The following is a 19,106-nucleotide window of genomic DNA, read 5'->3' as shown; positions in this document are numbered from 1 at the left end:
GGACCCACACCCCCGGAAGGGAGCGGCAACCGCATGACCATCGAGATCGCCCGTGCCGCCGACGTCGCGGGCGGCGAGGAGATCCTCGCTCCCGACGACTGGTACGTGCCGGCGGCGCCCGAGGCGCTCACCGACCGCCGCGTTGAGATCACCGGTCCCGCGAACCCGGCGAAGATGGCGATCGACGCCCTGAACTCCGGCGCCCGGGGGTGGCTCGCCGACCTCGAGGACGCATCGAGCCCCACGTGGGAGAACATCGTGTGGAGCATCCGCAACCTCCGCGACGCCGCACGTGGAACGCTCGCCGACACGTCGCCCGAGGGCAGGGCGTACGCGCACCGCGGCGACATCCGACGACCCATCGTGGTGACCAGGCCCCGCGGCTGGCACCTGCCCGAGAAGCACGTGCTCGTCGACGGGGTCAGGGCGTCGGGCTCGCTCGTCGACTTCGGCTTGCACGTGCTCCACACCGCCCGGCAGCTCCTCGCGAACGGCCACGGGCCGTACCACTACCTGCCCAAGCTCGAGAGCCACCTCGAGGCACGGCTCTGGAACGACGTGTTCACGTTCACCGAGGACCACCTCGGGCTCCCGGCGGGGAGCATCCGTGCCACCGTGCTCATCGAGACCATCCCCGCGGCGTTCGAGATGGACGAGATCCTGCACGAGCTGCGCGACCATGCCTCGGGGCTCAACGCCGGCGGCTGGGACCACCTGTTCAGCCTCATCAAGGTGTTCCGCGACGCGGGACCCGAGTTCGTCGTGCCCGATCGCGCATCGGTCTCGATGTCGGCGCCGTTCATGCGCGCGTACGCCGAGCTCCTCGTGAAGACCTGCCACCGCCGCGGCGCCGCGGCGATGGGCGGCATGGCCGCGTTCGTGCCGGATCGAGCCGATCCCGAGGTCACCGCGGCCGCGATCGAGAAGGTGCGCGCCGACGAGCAGCGCGAGGCGCACGACGGCTTCGACGGGTCGTGGGTCGCGCATCCCGACCTCGTGGAGGAGGCCGAGCGGCTGCGCGAGGAGGTGCCGCCCGACCGATTCACCACCCATTTCGAGCCGGCCGCGCGACTCATCGCCGAGATCTGCCTCGCCGACGCCCTCGTCGACTTCCTCACCCTCCCGGCCTACGAGCTGCTGGAGTGAGCATGCGCACCGCGCTCACGCCCCGAGACCTCGCCGCCGTCGACGCACGCCTCGCCGAGACCGACGAGCTGTTCGCCCGCGCCTACCCCGGCGACGACGGATCACGTCAGCCCGTGCACACCGTGTACGTGCCCGCCGACCGGTATGCGCCCGAGCTCCCCGCGGTGTGGGGCCGTGCCGCGCTCGCCGCGGTCGCCGCGGCCGGCGGCGTCGAGGCGGTCGCCGTCACGGCGGGGCTCGACGACGCCCTCGCGGCCGCCGTCGCGCCGCGCGTGCGCGAGAAGCTCGTGCGCGAGCCCATCGAGGACCTGCGCATCGACTTCGAGGACGGCTACCACGGCCGCGGCGACGACGCGGAAGACGCCGACGCGGTCCGCGCCGCGAAGCGCGTCGCCGCCGCCGAGGGCGCGGGATTCGCGCCGCCGTTCATCGGAATCCGGTTCAAGTCGTTCGAGGCGGGAACGCGGGCACGCGGCATCCGCACCCTCGACCTGTTCGTCACCGCGCTGCTCGAGCAGGGTTACCTGCCCGACGGCCTCGCGCTCACGCTGCCGAAGGTCTCGACGGTCGCGCAGGTCGAGGCGATGGCGGACGTCACCGCGGCGCTCGAGCGCGCGCACGGCCTGCCCGACGGCCGGCTCAGGTTCGAGGTCCAGATGGAGACCCCGCAGCTCATCCTCGGGGCCGACGGCAGCTCGCCGATCGCCCGGCTGCCGCTCGCGGCCCCCGGGCGCATCAGCGGGCTGCACTACGGCACCTACGACTACAGCGCGGCACTGCAGATCGCGGGGCCCTACCAGTCGATGGAGCATCCGGCCGCCGACCTCGCGAAGGGAATCATGCAGGTTGCGGTCGCGGGCACCGGCATCCGCCTCTCCGACGGGTCGACGAACGTCCTGCCGATCGGCGACCGCGCCGCCGAGGCGTGGCGGCTGCACGCGCGTCTCGTGCGCCGGTCGCTCGAACGCGGCTTCAGCCAGGGCTGGGACCTGCACGCCCATCAGCTGCCCACGCGGTTCCTCGCGACCTACGCGTTCTACCGGGAGGGGTACCCCGAGGCGGCCGGTCGCCTTCGCGAGTACGTCGTCGCCGGGGGCGTCGGGGCCGGGGTCGCCGGACCCGCCGGGGCATCCGACCCCGCGGTGCTCGACGAGCCGGCCACCGTGCGCGCACTCGCCGGATTCGTGCTGCGCGGCGTCCGGTGCGGCGCCATCTCCAGCGATGAGGTCGCGGCGGACACCGGGCTCGACGAGTCCGCGATCACCGCACTGGCCCACCCCCGGCTCGACCACCCCCGACCCGCCCACCCCCGACCCGCCCACCCCCGACTTGCGAAGGAGACGCCATGAGCTACTTCACGCCGCAGGGCGGCCTGCCCGACCAGACGGAGCTCATCATCAGCCGGGCCATCGTGACCGAGGCGTACACGGTCATCCCGAAGGGGGCGCTGCGCGACATCGTCACGAGCCGGCTGCCGGGCTTCACGAACACCCGGTCGTGGATCCTCGCCCGGCCGGTCGCGGGGTTCGCGGCGCAGTTCTCGCAGCTCATCGTCGAGATCGGACCGGGCGGCGGCGCCGAACGGCCCGAGCTGGAGCTCGGCGTCGAGGGCGTCGTGTTCGCGACGGCGGGCGAGCTCACCCTCACGATCGAGGGGGAGACGCACGTCCTCGGACCGGGCGGCTACGCCTACCTCGCGCCGGGCACGCCCTGGTCGATCGCCAACGAGGGCGCAGAGTTCGCGAGCTTCCACTGGATCCGCAAGGCGTACGAACCCGTCGAGGGCATCAGGCTGCCCGGCTCGTTCGTGACGAGCGACGCCGACGTGGCACAGCGGCCGATGCCCGACACCGGCGGCGCCTGGGCCACGACGCAGTTCGTCGACCCCGACGACCTCGCGCACGACATGCACGTGAACATCGTGACGTTCCAGCCGGGCGGGAAGATCCCGTTCGCCGAGACGCACGTCATGGAGCACGGGATCTTCGTGCTCGAGGGCCAGGGCGTCTACCGGCTGAACGGCGACTGGGTCGAGGTCGAGGCGGGCGACTTCGCCTGGCTCCGCGCCTTCTGTCCGCAGGCGTGCTACGCGGGCGGGCCCGGGCCGTTCCGGTACCTGCTCTCCAAGGACGTGAACCGCCAGGTGCGGCTCACCGGCCGGGACGCGGTGCGATGACGGATGCCCCGTTCCGGCCGACGGGCGGAGACGCTACGACATGACGAGTTCCAGGATCACGACGCAGGTGCTCGAGGCCGCCACCGGCGTGCCCGCCGTGGGCATGCACGTCGAGCTCTCCGGCCGCGACGGGGCCGCGTGGCGGGTGCTCGCCGAGGCCACGACCGACGTCGACGGCCGGGTCCTGCGGCTCGGCGGCGACGACCTGCCCGCGGGGGAGTACCGCATCCGCTTCGACACGGGCGCGTGGTACCGCGCCCGGAACGTCGCGACGACCTACCCCGAGGCCGTCGTCACGTTCCTCGTCACCGACGACGGACGGCACGTGCACGTGCCGCTCCTCTTGAGCCCGCTCTCGTATTCCACCCCATGAAGGAGCTGAGATGACCGAGCCCGCCATCGTCCTCGGAGCCAACCAGTACGGCAAGGCCGAGGTGCGCGTCGTGAAGGTCACGCGCGACACCGCCCGCCACGAGATCGAGGACCTCAACGTCACGTCGCAGCTTCGCGGCGACTTCGCGGCGGCCCATCTCGCGGGCGACAACTCGCACGTCGTGCCGACCGACACGCAGAAGAACACGATCTTCGCCTTCGCGCGCGACGGGGTGGGCTCGCCCGAGGCGTTCCTGCTGCGGCTCGCCGAGCACTTCACCGGCTCGTTCGACTGGGTGACCGGCGGCCGCTGGGAGGCCGAGCAGTTCGCGTGGCAGCGCATCCCGGTGGACGGCGCCGAGCACGACCACGCGTTCGTGCGCAGCGGGAAGGAGGTGCGCACCGCGGTCGTCGTCGCCGACGGCGACGACCGGCATGTCATCGCCGGGCTCCGGGAGCTCACCGTGCTGAAGACCACGCAGTCGGGCTTCGAGGGCTACCCGAAGGATCGGTACACGACGCTCGCCGAGACATCCGACCGCATCCTCGCCACCGATGTCGCCGCCAGGTGGCGGTACGGTCGGGGCGACGTCGACTACGACGCGGTGTACGCGAACGTGCGGTCGCTGCTCCTCGAGGCGTTCGCGGCGAGGTACTCGGCCGCGCTGCAGGCGACCCTGTTCGACATGGGCCGCGCGGTGCTCGAGGCGCACCCCGAGATCGCCGAGATCCGCTTCTCGATGCCGAACAAGCACCACTTCGTCGTCGACCTCGCGCCGTTCGGGCTCGAGAATCCGAACGAGGTGTTCTTCGCGGCCGACCGCCCGTACGGGCTCATCGAGGCGGCCGTGGGGCGCGAGGGGGTCGCGAGCCCGGGGGCCGCGTGGGAGGGCATCGCCGGGTTCTGCTGATCGGATGCCGCGAGCCCGCGCCTCTGGCGACCCGTCGGCCCGTCGTTGCCGTCCATCCTCGCCGTCCATCCTCGCCGTCCATCCTCGCCGAGAGTGCACTCCGCGCCCTCTTTCGGGCGGCGAGTGCACTCTCGATTTCGCTGCCCGGCGCTCGCGCGCCCGTCCCGCGAACGCCACCCCACCTTCGCCGAGTGTGCACTTCGCGCCCCTCTTCGGACGCCGAGTGCACTCTCGCTGAGAGTGCACTCCACCTCGGAGGGCGCCGCCGCCCGGCGCCCGGCGCCCGCAGCCCGTCGCCCGCCGCCCCGCCTGTGTGTGATCGACTGTTTGCAGCCCGGCGCCCGCCGCCCGGGCCCAAGCGCGCACCCGTCCTCAACATCCGGGATCCACGAGGAGCCTTGACAGGTTCCGCGGGGAAGGACGCACCGAATCTCGCGGACGGGAGACTCTGGACATGAGTCCGCGCCGCCCGCTCCCGCTCGACTTCTCACTCGCCCCGTTCACCACGCACGACGCCCGCGCCCGGGGCCTCACCGTCAAGCGCCTTCGCGGGTCGGATCTCGTGATCCCAGTGCGCGGCGTGCGGCTCCCGCGCGCGGAGGAGACGTCGCTCATGGCGCGCTGCCATGCCCTCCAGCTGCACATGACCCATGGGGAGTGGGCATTCAGCCACGTCACGGCGGCCGCACTCTGGGGTCTCCCGCTTCCACGGCGTCTGGAGTCGTCCAAGACGCTCCACCTCACGGTCTGGGGTGGGAAGTATCCGCCACGCGTGTGGAACGTCGTCGGGCACCGGACTGTCGAGGCGCCGCCGACGCGGCAACCCCGCGCGCTCCCGCTCGTCGCGGCGAGCGACGCCTGGTGCCAGCTGTCGACGGTCCTGAGCGAGCTCGAACTGATCCAAGCGGGTGATCGGCTGCTCGGCCGTCCAGCACCCCTCGCCGCCGTCGACGAGATCGACGAGGCGATCGAGCGGTACGGGAAGCGCCGCGGATGCCGCGGGCTGCGAGCCGCACGCGAGCATCTCGATGTCGGCTCCGAGTCGCCGAAGGAGACTGAACTGCGACTCCGGGTGATCGAAGCGGGATTCCCCGAGCCCGAGTCGAACGGCGTCATCACGCTGCGGTCGGGACGCTCGACCCGCGGAGACCTCGTCTTCCGGCACTGGAAGGTGCTGCTCGAATATGACGGCGACCATCATCGCGAAGACGACGGGCAGTGGGCGAAGGACGTCGACCGGTTGAACGAACTCGCGGGCAACGGCTGGTTGGTCATTCGGGTCAACAGGCATTCGGATTTCGAGGTGATCGTGCGTCAACTCTCGGATGCGCGCGAACTGCGTGGCTGGACGCGCCCGTAGCCGGCGGAGTCTCGCGAGAGTGCAGTAGTCGCCCATGCGAGGGCAGGGAGTGCACGCTCGGCGGATGTCGCGGGGCGGACGACCATCCCGCAGCCAGTAGCCCGCGCCTGGCGACAGTTCGTGCGGAATCCGCCCGACGCCACGACACCCGTCCGTCGACTCTTCGAGTCCGGCCGCGATAGCGTCATGGGATGCGGATCCTCCTCGTCGGCGCCGGTGGCGTCGGAGACGCCATCGCGAAGATCGCGGCGCGTCGTGATTTCTTCGAACTCGTCGTCGTGAGCGACTACGACGTATCCCGCGCCCAGCGGACGGTCGACTGGATCCGGGCCCGGCACGGTAACGACGTTGCCGCCCGCTTCGCCACGGCGCAGATCGACGCGTCGGATCCCGACGTCGTGGCATCCGTCGCCCGCGAGCACGCCGCGACCCACGTGATGAACGCCGTCGAGCCGAAGTTCGTGCCGTCCATCTTCGCCGGTGCGCTCGCCGCCGGGGCCGACTACCTCGACATGGCCATGAGCCTGTCGGAGCCGCATCCGACCGATCCCTACACGCAGACCGGCGTGAAGCTCGGCGACGACCAGTTCGCGCAGACCACCGACTGGGATGCCGCGGGGCGCCTCGCGCTCGTCGGCATGGGGGTCGAGCCCGGGCTCAGCGACGTGTTCGCCCGCTATGCCGCCGACCACCTGTTCAGCGAGATCGACGAGCTCGGCGTGCGCGACGGCGCGAACCTCGTGGTGCGCGACGAGGCCGGCAACGAGGTCTTCGTCCCGTCGTTCTCGATCTGGACCACCATCGAGGAGTGCCTGAACCCGCCCGTGATCTGGGAGGAGGACGCCGGCTGGTACACCACGCCGCCCTTCTCGGAGCCCGAGGTCTTCGAGTTCCCCGAGGGCATCGGGCCGGTCGAGTGCGTGAACGTCGAGCACGAGGAGGTGCTCCTCATGCCGCGCTGGGTCGACGCGAAGCGCGTCACCTTCAAGTACGGCCTCGGCGAGGAGTTCATCAACGTGCTGCGCACGCTGCACCTGCTCGGCCTCGACTCGACGACACCGATCCGCGTGCGCAGCGAGGACGGGCCCGTGCACGTCGCGCCGCGCGACGTCGTGGCCGCGGCGCTGCCCGACCCGGCGACGATCGGCCCCCGCATGACGGGCAGGACGTGCGCCGGCCTCTTGGTCACCGGCACCGGCACCGACGGGATTCCACGGGAGGTGTACCTCTACCACGTGTCCGACAACGAGTGGACGATGGCCGAGTACGAGTCGCAGTGCGTCGTGTGGCAGACGGCGCTCAACCCCGTGATCGCGCTGGAGTTGCTCGCGACGGGCGAGTGGGAGGGACGCGGGGTGCTCGGCCCCGAGGCGTTCGACGCGGCGCCGTTCCTCGAGCTCATGGCGCGGCCCGTCGCCGACGGCGGATACGGCCAGCCCTGGCACGTGGAAGACCGGTCGGCGTGACGGAGCCGGCGGGCGAGGTGGCGGCGTCGGTCGTCGCCGACGCGGAGCAATCAGCGGATGCCGCGGACGAGCGCGCCGGCATCCGCACGCGCCCGGCGCATCCCGACGAGCTCGACGGCGTGCTCGCCCGGTTCGGCGCGACCTGGGGTGCGGGCCGCGGCCCGGACCGGGCGATGGTGCAGGCGCTCGACCACGCGGGCAACACCGTGCTCGTGGCGGTGCCGCTCCCTTCGACGGGCTCAGGGACCGGGACACCCCTCGGCGCCACCCTCGGCTTCCTCGGCTGGGCGGGCGGGTTGCACCTGCACTCGCACATGAACGCCGTCGACCCCGCCGCGCGCGGCCGGGGCATCGGTGTCGCCCTGAAGCTGCGGCAGCGGGCCGTGTGCCTCGCGCATGGGGTCACCGAGATGCGCTGGACCTACGACCCGCTCATCCGCCGGAACGCCCGCATGAACCTCGTGCGCCTCGGCGCGGAGGTCACGGCGTTCCTGCCCGACTTCTACGGCGAGCTCGGCGACGCCATCACGGGCGCCGATCGCAGCGACCGGTTCGAGGTGCGGTGGCGGCTCGATTCGCCGCGCTCGACGCGAGCGCTCGCCCGCGGCCCCGTGCCGGCGTGGCGCGCCGAGGGCGGACTGCCGCTCGTGGCCGACTACGAGCGCGTGCGCATGGAGGATCCGCGCGTCGCCGCGCGCCTCCGGGACGCCTCCCGGGACGCCTTCGCCGCTCTCTCGCGCGACCCCGGCCTGCGCGTCGAGCTCGACGCCGACGGCGACTACGTCCTCACACGCGACGACGCCGACCGGGAACCCTGAGCCATGCCTTCGCCCGCGCCGGCCGGGGCGACCGCGTTACCATACAGGCATGCCTGAGGCTACGGAGCTCGACGGGCTCGGCTGGCGGCGACCGCGCTCCGCATCTCGCTCCTCCGACTGACCGGAGGCGACGTCACCGTTGGCACGGCCTGGCTGCGACGCGCGTAGGCGCTGCTGCGTGATCGGCCCGACGGCGTCCTGCACGCCCACGTCGAGGATGCCGCGAACCTCGCAGCCCACGGACGCTTCGACGCCGCGGTCGGCTTCGAGTGCCTGCACGACCTGCCGCACCCGCAGGCAGTGCTGACGGCGATGAACGAGGCGACCGGCGACGACGGGATCGTCGTCATCATGGACGAGGCCGTCGGCGACGAGTTCACGCCGGACACCGAGGGCCTGGACCGCGTGATGTACGGCTTCAGCCTGTTCAGCTGCCGTCCCGATGGGCTCTTCCACCGGCCGAGCGCCGCCACCGGCACGGTCATGCGCCCGTCGACGCTGCGACGCTACGCGGCTGAAGCGGGGTTCGCGGGCGTCGACGTGCTCGAGGACGGCTTCGGATTCTGGCGCTTCTACGAGCTCGTGCGCGCCTGACGCGGGGCGGCGAGGAGGGTCGGGCTGCGCCAGACTGGAGGCGTCGACGACCCAGACCGGGAGGCCATGATGACCCCGACCCCGACCCCGACCCTCGAACGCATCGAGCTCCACCGCCTCGAGGTGCCGCTCGTGCGACCCTTCGAGACCTCGTTCGGACGCGAGACCGTGCGCGAGGTGCTCCTCGTGCACGCCGTGACCGACGCGGGCGAGGGCTGGGGCGAGTGCGTCGCGGGCCGCGATCCGTTCTACTCCTCGGAATACGTCGGCGGTGCGGCATCCGTCATCGAGCAGTACCTCGCACCCGCATTGCTGCGGTCGCCTGTGCAGGGCGTCGAGGACGACGGGCACATGAGCGGCGTGCTCATCGACGACCCGTCCCACGAGGCAGGCATCTGGGTCGACGACCGCGAGCAGCAGGTTCCGGATGCCTCGGGGCCGGCGTCGGGCGGCGCGGCGGGCTCGATCGGGAGCGTGCCGCTCGCGGCATCCGTCGCCCGCACACTGGCCTTCGTGGCCGGGCACCGCATGGCGAAGGGCGCGCTCGAGGCGGCCGTGCTCGACGCCGAGTTGCGCACGCAGAGGCGCTCGATGGCGGAGTGCTTCGGCGCCGTGCGCGAGTGGGTCGACTGCGGCGTCTCGGTGGGCATCGCGCCGACCCTCGACGAGCTGCTCGACGAGGTCTCGGGCTACGTCGAGCAGGGCTACCGGCGCATCAAGCTGAAGATCAAGCCCGGCTGGGACCTCATCCCAGTAGGCGCCGTGCGCGAGCTCCTCGGGCGCGACGCGATGCTGCAGGTCGACGCGAACACGGCGTACACCGCCGCCGACATCCCGCTGCTCGCGAGCCTCGACGCGTTCGGGCTGCTGCTCATCGAGCAGCCGTTCGCCGAGGAGGACCTGGCCACGCACGTGCGGCTCGCCGAGGCCTGCGAGACGCCCGTATGCCTCGACGAGTCCATCCTCGACGTCGCGACGGCCGTCGATGCCATCGAGCGCGGTGCCACCGACATCGTCAACATCAAGCCCGGCCGCATGGGCGGCTACCTCGAGGCGCTCCGCGTGCACGACGCATGCCGCACGCGTGACGTGCCCGTGTGGTGCGGCGGCATGCTCGAGACGGGCGTCGGGCGGGCCGCCAACGTCGCACTCGCCGCGCTGCCGGGCTTCACCCTTCCGGGCGACACGTCGGCCTCGTCGCGGTACTTCGCCGACGACCTCACCGAGCCGTTCGTGCTCGGCGAGGGCGAGCACCGCGGGCAGCTCAGGGTTCCGGATGCCCCGGGCACCGGCGTGACCGTGCGCAGGGAGCTCGTGCGGGCGTGGGCCACCGCGGAACCCGTGGTCATCACGCGTTGATCTCCGTGCCAGGATCGGCGACGTGGGCGGGGCGAGGTGTCGTCACTCCACGAGCGTGGTCGCGAGCTCGCCGATCTCCGCGGCGGACTCGCCGTGCACCGGATCCCCGTCGAGCACGAACCACGTCGACGAGAGCGCGCACCACGAGACGAGCCACCGCGCGAGACGCCCCCGCTCGAGGCCGGTCTCGGCGACCACGATGCCGAGCTGGCGCTCCAGGCGGCCGGGCGCGAGGGCGCGCTCGTGCGACGGGTTGCAGAGCAGGTTGCAGTAGTCGAACGCGCGCTCGCCGAGGAGCCCCTTGGGATCGATCGCGAGCCACCCCCGCTCGGCGAAGTCGAGCACGTTGCCGTGGTGCAGGTCGCCGTGCAGCACGACCTCGTCGCGCGGGCCGTCGAGCAGCTCCGCCGCGAACTCGGCACCGCGCCGGTGCAGCGGTCCGAGCTCGTCGGCATACGCGAAGAGGTGCCGATACCACGTCCGCAGCTCGATGAGTCGGGGCGGCGCGTCGCCGTCGAGCACGGAGTCGGATGCCGCGTGCACGGCCGTCGCCGCGCCGCAGAGGATGACCGTGGCCTCGTCGTCGTGGCCCGACCGCACCAGCTCGACGAGGTTGCCGGGCCCGGTGGCACGCTCGATGAGCGAGGCCTCCCCGTCTCGTCTGAGCACCCGCGCCGCACCGTGCCCGTCGAGGGCGACGAGGAGTTCGGCGCCGCGTTCCTCCTCCTCGGTGTGCGCGATCTTCAGCACCGCGGGTGCGCCGTCGTCGGTGACGACCGCGATGAGCGTGCTCGACGCGGTGGTGTGCGGGTCCCCGACCTGGCGCAGCCGCCAGCGGCGGAGCCATGCGGCGTCGGCCGCGTGTCCGGGATCGACGGGTCCGAGGTCGCTCACGACTGCGGGCGCTCGGGTCGCTCCGGACGTTCGGATCGCTCGGGCTTGCGGTACGCCGCCCACGGGTCGTAGTCCACCTCGAGCGGCCCCTGCGCCGGTCGCTGCACCTCGGGCACGTGCTGCAGGTTCACCCGGATCCGGTACCACAGCGAGCTCGAGCCGCGCATGCCGTCGACGAGCACGTCGGCGGGCTGGAGGAGCGGCACGACGTCGGGATGCCTCGCCTTCCACCGCTCGAGTCCCTCGAACGCCTCGGGCCTGGTCTTGGCGCGGGCGATCTCGATGAGCGGCATCGTGGACTGCCGTCGTCCGCTGCCATCGGACGACTTCGGCGGCTTCTCGGCCGGACCGAGCTCCTCGGCGAGCCGGAGCAGCCCCTCGAGGCCGCCGACGGCATCGTCGATGCCGGCTGCCACGTCGCCGCTCTCGGTGAAGCGCCGGAGCACGGTCGGCACCGTGAAGCGCTCGGGATGGCTGTCGCGCACCTCGCTCCACTCCAGCGGGGTGGAGACCCGCGCGTCGGGAAGCGGACGCACCGAATAGGCCGAGGCGACGGTGCGGTCCTTGGCGTTCTGGTTGAAGTCGACGAACACGCTCTCGCCGCGCTCCTCCTTCCACCAGCGTGCCGTCGCGAGTCCGGGCGCCCGCAGTTCGACCTCGCGGGCGAGGGTCTCGGCCGCGATTCGCACGTCGCGATAGCTCCAGCGCGGCTCGATGCGCGCGTAGATGTGCATGCCGCGCGATCCGGACGTCTTCGGCCAGCCGACGAGGCTGTGGTCGGTGAGCACGTCGCGAACGACCATGGCGACGTCGACGATCTGCGCCCAGTCGACGCCCGGCATGGGGTCGAGATCGACCCTGAGCTCGTCGGGATGGTCGAGGTCGTCGGCGCGCACCGGATGCGGGTTGAGGTCGAGGCATCCGAGGTTCACGACCCAGGCGAGCCCCGCGGCATCCCGAACCACTGCCTCCTCGGCCGACGTGCCCGACGCGTAGTGCAACGTGGCGGTCTCGAGCCACTCGGGACGGTTCTCGGGTACCCGTTTCTGGAAGAACGCCTCGGCCTCGATGCCCTTCACGAACCGCTTCAGCACCATGGGCCGGCCGGCGACGCCGCGCACCGCACCGTCGGCGACCGCGAGGTAGTACCGCACGAGGTCGAGCTTCGTGATCCCCGGCTCGGGGAAGACGACCTTGTCGGGGCTCGAGATCCGAACCTCGCGGCCGTCGATCTCCAGCGTCGTGGCCTTGCTCGTCGTGGGGCTCACGCCATTCACCCTAGGACGGCGGACGCGGATTCGGGACCCCCTGCGGCCGCGCGGCGCGCGTACCGGCGCGGCGTCTCGCCGATCACGGCGCGGAACTCGCGGGTCAGGTGCGCCTGGTCGGCATGCGATCAGTATCGTGGGCACCACCGATGTCGCGTTTCTCCAAGACGCGCGGCACGCGGCATCCGTAGGTTCGACGCATGGAGAAGGAGACGGACATGCAGGACTTCGCGATGACGATCTACATCAAGGCCGACCCGCTGGTCGTGTGGAACGCGATCACGGGCGACGAGGGCAACCGCGCGGTGATGTGGGGATCGGTGCTGCGCGGCGACCTCGTGCCCGGCGGCCACTTCGAGTACGTCGGGCCGGGTGTCGGCGGCGACGAGACCGTGCACGTCTACGGCGACGTGGTGCAGGCCGATCCCGGCGACATCCTGCGGCTCATCGAGCACCCCGGCCCGCTCTCCCGCGAGAACCACGCCGAGCTCACGAGCCGCATGACCTGGCGTCTCGAGCAGGCCGCCATCGGGCTCACCAAGCTCACGTTCACGAACGATGAGTGGAGCCCGGGGCATCCGTCGCACGCCGACACCGTGGAGAGCTGGCCGATGGTGCTCTCGAGCCTGAAGTCGTGGATCGAGACGGGGGAGGCGATCCCGCCCATCGATCCCTCGTAGGTCAGGCGAGTTCCCCGCGGCGCAGCCGGAGCTCGCGCAGGGCGCCGTTCAGCGGCGACCCCTCGAAGCCGACCGCGGCGAGGTCGACGGATGCCGCCGCTTTCAGCGCCACCGCCTCGGCCGAGCGGGCCGCGCGTTCGGGCAGGCCGATGGTTGCGGCGAAGGCGTGCCAGTGCCGTGCGCGGAGGTTGCGGGTGCGGCCGTCGATCGGCAGGGCCATCGACGTGTCGTCGTACACGAGGGTGCAGAGCACGTCGTAGATCGGCGCCACCGTCCACGTTCCCGGCCGGGTCTCGAGCACCGAGAGGTTCTTCGCGTGCAGGTCGCCGTTGCCGGTGAGCCAGGCGAACAGGAACTGCAGGTAGAGGTTGCGTGTCGCCACGAGCGGCGCCGGGGCGACGGATGCCAGTGACCGCACGACCTCCTCGGCGGGGATCGCGTACTTCGAGGCCGGCGGCACCGCGAGCACCTGGGTCGCGTCCTCGAGGGCGAGCCGGTCCCACGAGCCGTCGGCCCGAGGAACCCGGTCGAAGCGTTCGACGAGCAGGCCCGTGACCTCGTTCCGGTCGTGGACCAGCGTGGAACGCTCGACCGGCACCTTCAGCGCCTTCGCCGCCCGGAGGTGAGCGGCCTCGTTCTGCACCAGCAGCGGGTACTCCGGTGGCGACACCTTGAGGATGAATCGGCCCTCGCGCGTGGCGAGCGGCGTGCTGATCATCGACGCGCTGGCCTTGCGCTGCACGCCCGGGATCGCGTGCCGGTCGATGCCCTCGACGAGCTCGACGAAGTCCATGGCGTCAGGCGCGACGGCGCCGATCAGGGGTGCCGGGTCGGCCGGGGCCGTGCCCGCGACGACGACCTGCGCGTCGCCGGGCACGTCCTGGCCCACGGCGAGCAACAGGCTGAGCTCGTCGCTGGGACTCGTCTTCACCGCGCGCTGCAGCACCGACAGGCGATGACCCTCGGGCAGCAGCCCGGCGAAGAACGGCGGCAGCGCACCCCCGGGCGTGACGACCTCGCGGTCGTCGACGGGGAGCGAGGTCGCGATCGATCGCGGCTGCTCGTCGTCGCGCGCGCGGTTCAGGTACTCGACGAGGTACCGGAACACGTTCGAACCGTCGGGACGCCGCTCGATGCGACCGGCGAGGACGCCGGCCTTGTACACGTCGGCAGCAGCGGTGAAGCGCAGCCGTTCGAGGTCCTCGGTCATCCCTCGACCGTCAGCCGCAGGCCGACGACCTCCGCCACGCCGGCGACGATGCCGAGGCCCGTCGTGCCCGTGCCCTTCTCGATGTCGCGCACCGTGCGCGTCGACGTGCCGCCGAGTTCGGCGAGCTGTTCCTGGGTGAGACCCGCCGACTTCCGCGCCTCGCGGATGCGCGCGCCGATGGTGCGTGAGGCCTCATCCATCGGACAGCTCCTTTCGGCGGGATCCTGCCGGATTACCGTAGGACCGCACCCGACCGGTGTTCACTCGGCATGTTGCGGCAGGATACTGCCGAGTTCGCTGGGCGGCAAGAGCCGGTCGCTCGTTCGCGCGCAGATTCGGCAGTATCCTGCCGACACAGTATGGTGGCGCGACCCACGACGACGGAAGGCAGGGGGCCGATGCAGCGCATCCTGGATCTCCGCATCACTCGCTGGCAATGGAAACTGCTCTACGTCCTCGGGGTGCTGCTCGCCGGCTGGATCGTCGGAGGGGTGGTGGGCGCGATGGGCGCGCCATACCTCGCCCAGATCATCGCCGGCGCGATCACCGATGTCGCGGGGCTCCTCCTCGGCGCTCGGATCTTCCGCGGCCGAGGCGAGCCGGTCGACCCTCCGCGGCCGTGGTGGCAGATGACCGCACGGCCGCCCCTGAGCCGACGATTGGGCATCCTCTTCCTCGTGCTGACGGTGATGAGCGTGGCGACGATGTTCATCGCCGTGTTCGCGCCATCGGCAGCCGCGCCGGCGGCCGATGTGCCGGTCGTGATCGTCGCGCTGCTCGAGTACGCCGCGATCGCCTGGCTCTATCTCAACTCGGCCGTCCGCCTGGGGCTGCCGGTGCCGCCGAGGGAGCCGAAGTTCCGTCCGAAGGTGCGCCTGAAGCCGTAGCAGCAGGGCCGAGCGGATGCCGCGCCGCCCGTCGCTAGGATCGGCTCATGTCCGACAACGCCGTGAAGCAAGCTCAGGAGGCGGCCGCCGCAGCGGCCGCGGCGGCGGAGGCGCTGCAGGCACAGGCGCAGGAGGCGATCCGCAAGGCGGAGGAGGCGGCGGCGCTCGCGCAGCGGGCTGCGAAGGCGGCATCGCGGGTCGAGGAGCGCCCGGCGGAGCCGGACGCGTCTCGAGACCCCGGCGCGGCGCAGGCGGGTTTCGAGACGGCTCCTTCGTCGCCTCCTCAACCCGCGGCATCCGGCCCCCTCGACGACGCGCAGGTCGCCGCCATTCGCGACGGCTACGCGTTCGAGGCCGCCGCGCTCGAGATGGGCGCGCTCGTGAACGGCGAGGCCATGCCGGATGTCCCGGTGCGCATCCCGCTCGCGATGACGAACCGACACGGGCTCGTCGCCGGCGCCACCGGCACGGGCAAGACCCGAACGCTCCAGGTGCTCGCCGAGCAGTTCGCCGCACACGGCGTCGCGGTGTTCGCGGCCGACATCAAGGGCGACCTCTCGGGCCTCGCGACACCCGGTGCGCCCAGCGAGAAGCTCCTCGAGCGCACCGAGGGCATCGGACAGGCGTGGAGCGCGGCATCCTTCCCCGTCGAGTTCTTCTCCCTTGGCGGCATCGGTCGCGGCGTGCCGATCCGCGCGACGATCGCGGGCTTCGGTCCGTTGCTGCTCTCGAAGGCGCTCGGCCTCAACGACACGCAGGAGTCGAGCCTCGCGCTCGTCTTCCACTGGGCCGAGGACGCGGGCATGGCGCTTCTCGACCTCGAGGACCTCCGCGCCGTGCTGCAGTACCTCGTCAGCGACGAGGGCAAGGCCGAGCTCGAGCACCTCGGCGGGCTCTCGAAGGCGACCGTCGGCGTCATCCTGCGCGAGCTCGTCGCGTTCGCCGAGGCCGGCGCCGACGTGTTCTTCGGCGAACCCGAGATCGACACCGCGGAGTTCCTCCGCGTGGCGTCCGACGGACGTGGCATCGTGAGTCTGCTCGAGGTGCCGGGCGTCGCCGACCGCCCCGCCCTGTACTCGACGTTCCTCATGTGGTTGCTCGCCGACCTCTTCAACGACCTGCCCGAGGTCGGGGACCTCGACCAGCCCAAGCTCGTGTTCTTCTTCGACGAGGCGCACCTGCTCTTCACGGACGCCTCGAAGGACTTCCTCGCGCAGGTCGTGCAGACCGTGCGGCTCATCCGCTCGAAGGGCGTCGGCGTCTTCTTCGTGACCCAGACCCCGAAGGACGTGCCGGGCGACGTGCTCGCCCAGCTCGGCTCGCGCGTGCAGCACCAGCTGCGGGCGTTCACGCCCGACGACGCGAAGGCGCTGCGGGCCACGGTGTCGACGTACCCCCACTCGGGCTACGACCTCGAGGAGACGCTCACGATCCTCGGCACCGGCGAGGCGATCGTCACGGTCATGAACGAGAAGGGCGCTCCGAGCCCCGTCGCCTGGACCCGGTTGCGGGCGCCGCAGGCGTCGATGTCGCCGAGCCCGGATGCCGCGATCGACGCGGCCGTCGCAGCATCCGCGCTCCAGGCGACGTACGGCGCGCCGATCGACCGTGAGTCGGCCCACGAGCTGCTGACGGCGAAGATGAACGCCGCCGCGGCCGCGGCCGCCGCCGCGGAAGAGGCCGAGGCCAGGGCGAAGGCCGATGCCGAGTTCGCGAAGCAGCAGGCCGCGATCGAGAAGCAGCGGGAGAAGGAGCGGAAGGCGGCGCAGGCCGAGTACGACCGGCTCATGAAGCGCACGTCGGGCTCGTCGCGCCCGCGGTCGCGCAGCTCGTCGAGCCGTCGCGAGAAGTCACCGCTCGAGGAGGTGCTCGGCTCGCGCACGACGCAGAAGGTGCTGACCGGGGTCCTGGAGGGCATCTTCGGCACGCGGCGTCGCCGATGAGCGAACCGTGCATCCGGCCGTACCGCCCGTCCGACCGCGACGACGTGCTCGAGATCTGCCTGCGCACCGCCGCCGGCGGCGGCGACGCGACCGGCGTCTACTCCGACGACTCGCTCATGCCCGAGGTGTTCGCGCTGCCGTACCTCGAGTACGCACCCGACCTCGCGTTCGTCGTCGACGACGGCAGCGGCGGGCGCGTGCTCGGCTACGTGCTCGGCGTGGCCGACACGCGCGCGTTCGTCGAGTGGTGGAAGCGCGAATGGGGCCCGGGCTTCCGCGAGCGGCATCCGGCGCCCGGACCGCCGACCGGGCGCAACCCGGGCTTCACCGAGCAGCAGCTGGTCGCCGCGGGCTCCGATCCCGACCGCATGCTCATCGCCGAGGTCGACGAGTATCCCGCGCACCTGCACATCGACCTGCTGCCCGAGCTGCAGGGCCAGGGCTTCGGGCGGCGGCTCATCAACACGTTGCGGGCCGCGCTCGCCGATCGCGGCGTCGCCACCGTGCACCTCGGTATGGACGCGGCGAACACGGGCGCCCGGGCGTTCTACTCACGGCTGGGCTTCCACGAGCTGCCGTCGAGCCGCCCGGATGCGCCGCTGCTCGGTATTGCCACGCGCTGGGTGCGCTGAGCTGGCCGAAGCGCCGCTGCCGCCGCCCACGATTCAGCGGCTGAGGGAACGCCGCTCGAACCAGTAGAGGAGCTTCGGGTCGGTGCGCCGCAGCTCGGCGAGCGTCACCGGCTCAGGCCGCACCGTCTCCTCCACACCGAGGATGCGGGCGACCCGGTCCATCGTCTCGGTGTCCCAGAACCGGCCGCGCATGCGGAACGCGCCCCGCCCGTCGCGATTGACCACGAACAGCTCCTGGCTGGTGTCCAGACTGTTGCCGCGGTACAGCTGGATGCGCAGTACGCCCACGATGTCTCGCGCCGGGACGGTGTAGGTGCCGCCGAAGAACCCGCGTTCCACGATGCCGTAGCCGCTCACCTCGGCCTGGGTGCGCTGGTACGAGATCCACGCGGCGACGATGAGCGCCGCCATCACGACTGCGGTGGCGGCGACGATGGGCCACCCGCCGTGCGGATCGATCAGCCACAGCTCGACCGCAAGCAGCGGGAGCACCAGCGCCACCACCGGCAATCCGATGCTCCAGCCGAGCGTGCGACGCGGCCTCAGGGTGGTGACCCTGAGGCCGTCGCCCCTTGCTGCCGTCGGCCCGGGAAAGGAGCCCCCTGCGTCCCCGCTCCTCGTATCCATCGGTGCCGTTGACATCTCTCACATCATCCGCGCGCGGGACGGCATGCGCCATTCGGCATTAATGAGGACACGCCCCGGAAGACGTCGGAACGCGGTCGGATGCGTCTTGCGGGCTGCGGCGAGCGGCTCAGCCCACCCCACGCCGCTTGAGAGCAAACAGGAGCATCTAGGCCGCGCTGCGGCGCTGTGGCGCTCGTGCTGCCAGGACCCGACAGCGAGCAGTCTCGATCTCGATCCGGTCATCCATCGTCAAGTGTCGGTCACGTACGGTCAGAACTCGGGCCCACGATCATGGAGCGGACTGTCTGGTAGCGTGGCGCTGATTGGCGCCCTTGCCAGGGCGCTCGTACGACGTAGGAGTTGTGATGAGCGCAGAATCACCCGAGACGACCTTCCTNTGGCCGTGCGCGACGGCATCTGGTACGACCCGTACATGATTCCCGCGGCAGACGGCGACTTCCGCGCGAGCGTCGTGGCCACGACCACGCGCGCGTATTGCGTGCCCAAGGCCGTGCTTCTGACGGCTGCAGCCCGCGCGGCGGGAATTCCCGCCCGACTCGGTTTCGCCGATGTGCGCAACCACCTGCAGACCGACACGCTGCGGGAGAAGATGCAAGGCAGCGACCTGTTCCCCTGGCACGGCTACACCGAGATGCTAATCGACGGTCGCTGGGTCAAGGCGACTCCGGCGTTCAACGCCGAGCTGTGCGCGCGGTTCGGCGTGGAGCCGCTCGAGTTTGACGGCGTCCATGACGCCGTCCTG

The 19,106-nt window shown here is 71.6% G+C and carries 19 protein-coding genes and 1 pseudogene; 15 read left to right on the top strand and 5 right to left on the bottom strand.

All coding sequences use genetic code 11. The features are described 5' to 3' along the window. Positions 1–96 precede the first annotated feature (96 nt). The 10 genes and pseudogenes from IEX31_RS10445 to menC form a co-directional block, all read left to right on the top strand. Positions 97–1,146, top strand: a pseudogene (locus tag IEX31_RS10445) (malate synthase); the annotation flags it as partial. Positions 1,147–1,148: 2 nt separating this feature from the next. Next, positions 1,149–2,495, top strand: coding sequence for a DUF6986 family protein (locus IEX31_RS10440; RefSeq protein ID WP_188743460.1), 1,347 nt, complete (start codon positions 1,149–1,151; stop codon positions 2,493–2,495). Next, positions 2,492–3,322, top strand: a complete 831-nt coding sequence (locus tag IEX31_RS10435) for a bifunctional allantoicase/(S)-ureidoglycine aminohydrolase (RefSeq protein WP_188743374.1) — start codon at positions 2,492–2,494, stop codon at positions 3,320–3,322. Before IEX31_RS10440 ends, IEX31_RS10435 begins: the two co-directional genes overlap by 4 nt. A 40-nt stretch (positions 3,323–3,362) precedes the next feature. Further along, on the top strand, positions 3,363–3,695 hold the full coding sequence (uraH, locus tag IEX31_RS10430; RefSeq protein ID WP_188743373.1) for a hydroxyisourate hydrolase: 333 nt from the start codon (positions 3,363–3,365) through the stop codon (positions 3,693–3,695). A gap of 10 nt (positions 3,696–3,705) precedes the next feature. Then, complete coding sequence (gene pucL, locus IEX31_RS10425) at positions 3,706–4,605, top strand: factor-independent urate hydroxylase (RefSeq protein ID WP_188743372.1); 900 nt, start codon at positions 3,706–3,708, stop codon at positions 4,603–4,605. A gap of 454 nt (positions 4,606–5,059) precedes the next feature. Continuing rightward, the gene (locus IEX31_RS10420) at positions 5,060–5,965 is read left to right on the top strand and encodes a putative endonuclease domain-containing protein (RefSeq protein WP_188743371.1); all 906 of its coding nucleotides are present in this window, start codon (positions 5,060–5,062) and stop codon (positions 5,963–5,965) included. Positions 5,966–6,156: 191 nt separating this feature from the next. After that, a complete protein-coding gene (locus IEX31_RS10415; RefSeq protein WP_188743370.1) occupies positions 6,157–7,431 on the top strand; it encodes a saccharopine dehydrogenase family protein in 1,275 nt (424 codons plus the stop codon). Further along, complete coding sequence (locus tag IEX31_RS10410; RefSeq protein WP_188743369.1) at positions 7,428–8,249, top strand: GNAT family N-acetyltransferase; 822 nt, start codon at positions 7,428–7,430, stop codon at positions 8,247–8,249. The genes IEX31_RS10415 and IEX31_RS10410 overlap by 4 nt, the downstream gene beginning before the upstream one ends. Before the next feature lie 171 nt (positions 8,250–8,420). Further along, the gene (locus tag IEX31_RS10405; RefSeq protein WP_345001722.1) at positions 8,421–8,843 is read left to right on the top strand and encodes a methyltransferase domain-containing protein; all 423 of its coding nucleotides are present in this window, start codon (positions 8,421–8,423) and stop codon (positions 8,841–8,843) included. Positions 8,844–8,912: 69 nt separating this feature from the next. Further along, a complete protein-coding gene (gene menC, locus IEX31_RS10400) occupies positions 8,913–10,202 on the top strand; it encodes an o-succinylbenzoate synthase (protein WP_229662261.1) in 1,290 nt (429 codons plus the stop codon). A 42-nt stretch (positions 10,203–10,244) separates the two neighbouring features. Here the strand turns inward: menC and IEX31_RS10395 are convergent, their stop codons facing one another. Next, on the bottom strand, positions 10,245–11,096 hold the full coding sequence (locus IEX31_RS10395; RefSeq protein WP_188743367.1) for an aminoglycoside phosphotransferase family protein: 852 nt from the start codon (positions 11,094–11,096) through the stop codon (positions 10,245–10,247). Then, complete coding sequence (ligD, locus tag IEX31_RS10390; RefSeq protein ID WP_188743366.1) at positions 11,093–12,364, bottom strand: non-homologous end-joining DNA ligase; 1,272 nt, start codon at positions 12,362–12,364, stop codon at positions 11,093–11,095. Before ligD ends, IEX31_RS10395 begins: the two co-directional genes overlap by 4 nt. Positions 12,365–12,564: 200 nt before the next feature. Between ligD and IEX31_RS10385 the strand changes: the two genes are divergently transcribed. Further along, positions 12,565–13,044 (top strand): SRPBCC domain-containing protein, encoded by a 480-nt coding sequence (locus tag IEX31_RS10385; RefSeq protein WP_229662260.1) that lies wholly within the window; start codon positions 12,565–12,567, stop codon positions 13,042–13,044. A gap of 1 nt (position 13,045) precedes the next feature. On the opposite strand, the gene IEX31_RS10380 is transcribed toward IEX31_RS10385, so the two are convergent. Further along, positions 13,046–14,254: a type II toxin-antitoxin system HipA family toxin gene (locus IEX31_RS10380; RefSeq protein WP_188743365.1), complete on the bottom strand. Its 1,209-nt coding sequence runs from the start codon at positions 14,252–14,254 to the stop codon at positions 13,046–13,048. Beyond that, positions 14,251–14,454, bottom strand: a complete 204-nt coding sequence (locus IEX31_RS10375) for a helix-turn-helix domain-containing protein (RefSeq protein WP_188743364.1) — start codon at positions 14,452–14,454, stop codon at positions 14,251–14,253. Before IEX31_RS10375 ends, IEX31_RS10380 begins: the two co-directional genes overlap by 4 nt. Positions 14,455–14,652: 198 nt before the next feature. Here IEX31_RS10375 and IEX31_RS10370 point away from each other — a divergent pair, with 198 nt between their 5' ends. Genes IEX31_RS10370 through IEX31_RS10360 form a run of 3 tightly spaced genes read left to right on the top strand, consistent with a single transcriptional unit; the run spans position 14,653 to position 17,716 of the window. Continuing rightward, positions 14,653–15,141 carry a hypothetical protein gene (locus tag IEX31_RS10370; protein ID WP_188743363.1) on the top strand — a complete coding sequence of 163 codons (489 nt, stop codon included), beginning with the start codon at positions 14,653–14,655 and terminating at the stop codon, positions 15,139–15,141. A gap of 47 nt (positions 15,142–15,188) precedes the next feature. Next, the gene (locus IEX31_RS10365) at positions 15,189–17,084 is read left to right on the top strand and encodes a helicase HerA-like domain-containing protein (protein WP_188743362.1); all 1,896 of its coding nucleotides are present in this window, start codon (positions 15,189–15,191) and stop codon (positions 17,082–17,084) included. Further along, positions 17,081–17,716 (top strand): GNAT family N-acetyltransferase, encoded by a 636-nt coding sequence (locus IEX31_RS10360; protein WP_188743361.1) that lies wholly within the window; start codon positions 17,081–17,083, stop codon positions 17,714–17,716. The genes IEX31_RS10365 and IEX31_RS10360 overlap by 4 nt, the downstream gene beginning before the upstream one ends. A gap of 33 nt (positions 17,717–17,749) precedes the next feature. Here the strand turns inward: IEX31_RS10360 and IEX31_RS10355 are convergent, their stop codons facing one another. Next, positions 17,750–18,217 (bottom strand): hypothetical protein, encoded by a 468-nt coding sequence (locus tag IEX31_RS10355; protein WP_188743360.1) that lies wholly within the window; start codon positions 18,215–18,217, stop codon positions 17,750–17,752. A gap of 529 nt (positions 18,218–18,746) precedes the next feature. On the opposite strand from IEX31_RS10355, the gene IEX31_RS18860 reads away from it, so the two are divergent. Further along, positions 18,747–19,106: transglutaminase domain-containing protein (locus tag IEX31_RS18860; protein WP_229662259.1), on the top strand; the 360-nt coding region annotated here is incomplete at its 3' end.

Origin of the sequence: Agromyces bauzanensis, assembly GCF_014645655.1 — a bacterium.
In the GTDB taxonomy this organism is placed as follows: Bacteria; Actinomycetota; Actinomycetes; order Actinomycetales; family Microbacteriaceae; genus Agromyces; species Agromyces bauzanensis.
This window is presented reverse-complemented; position numbering and strand designations above follow the sequence as displayed.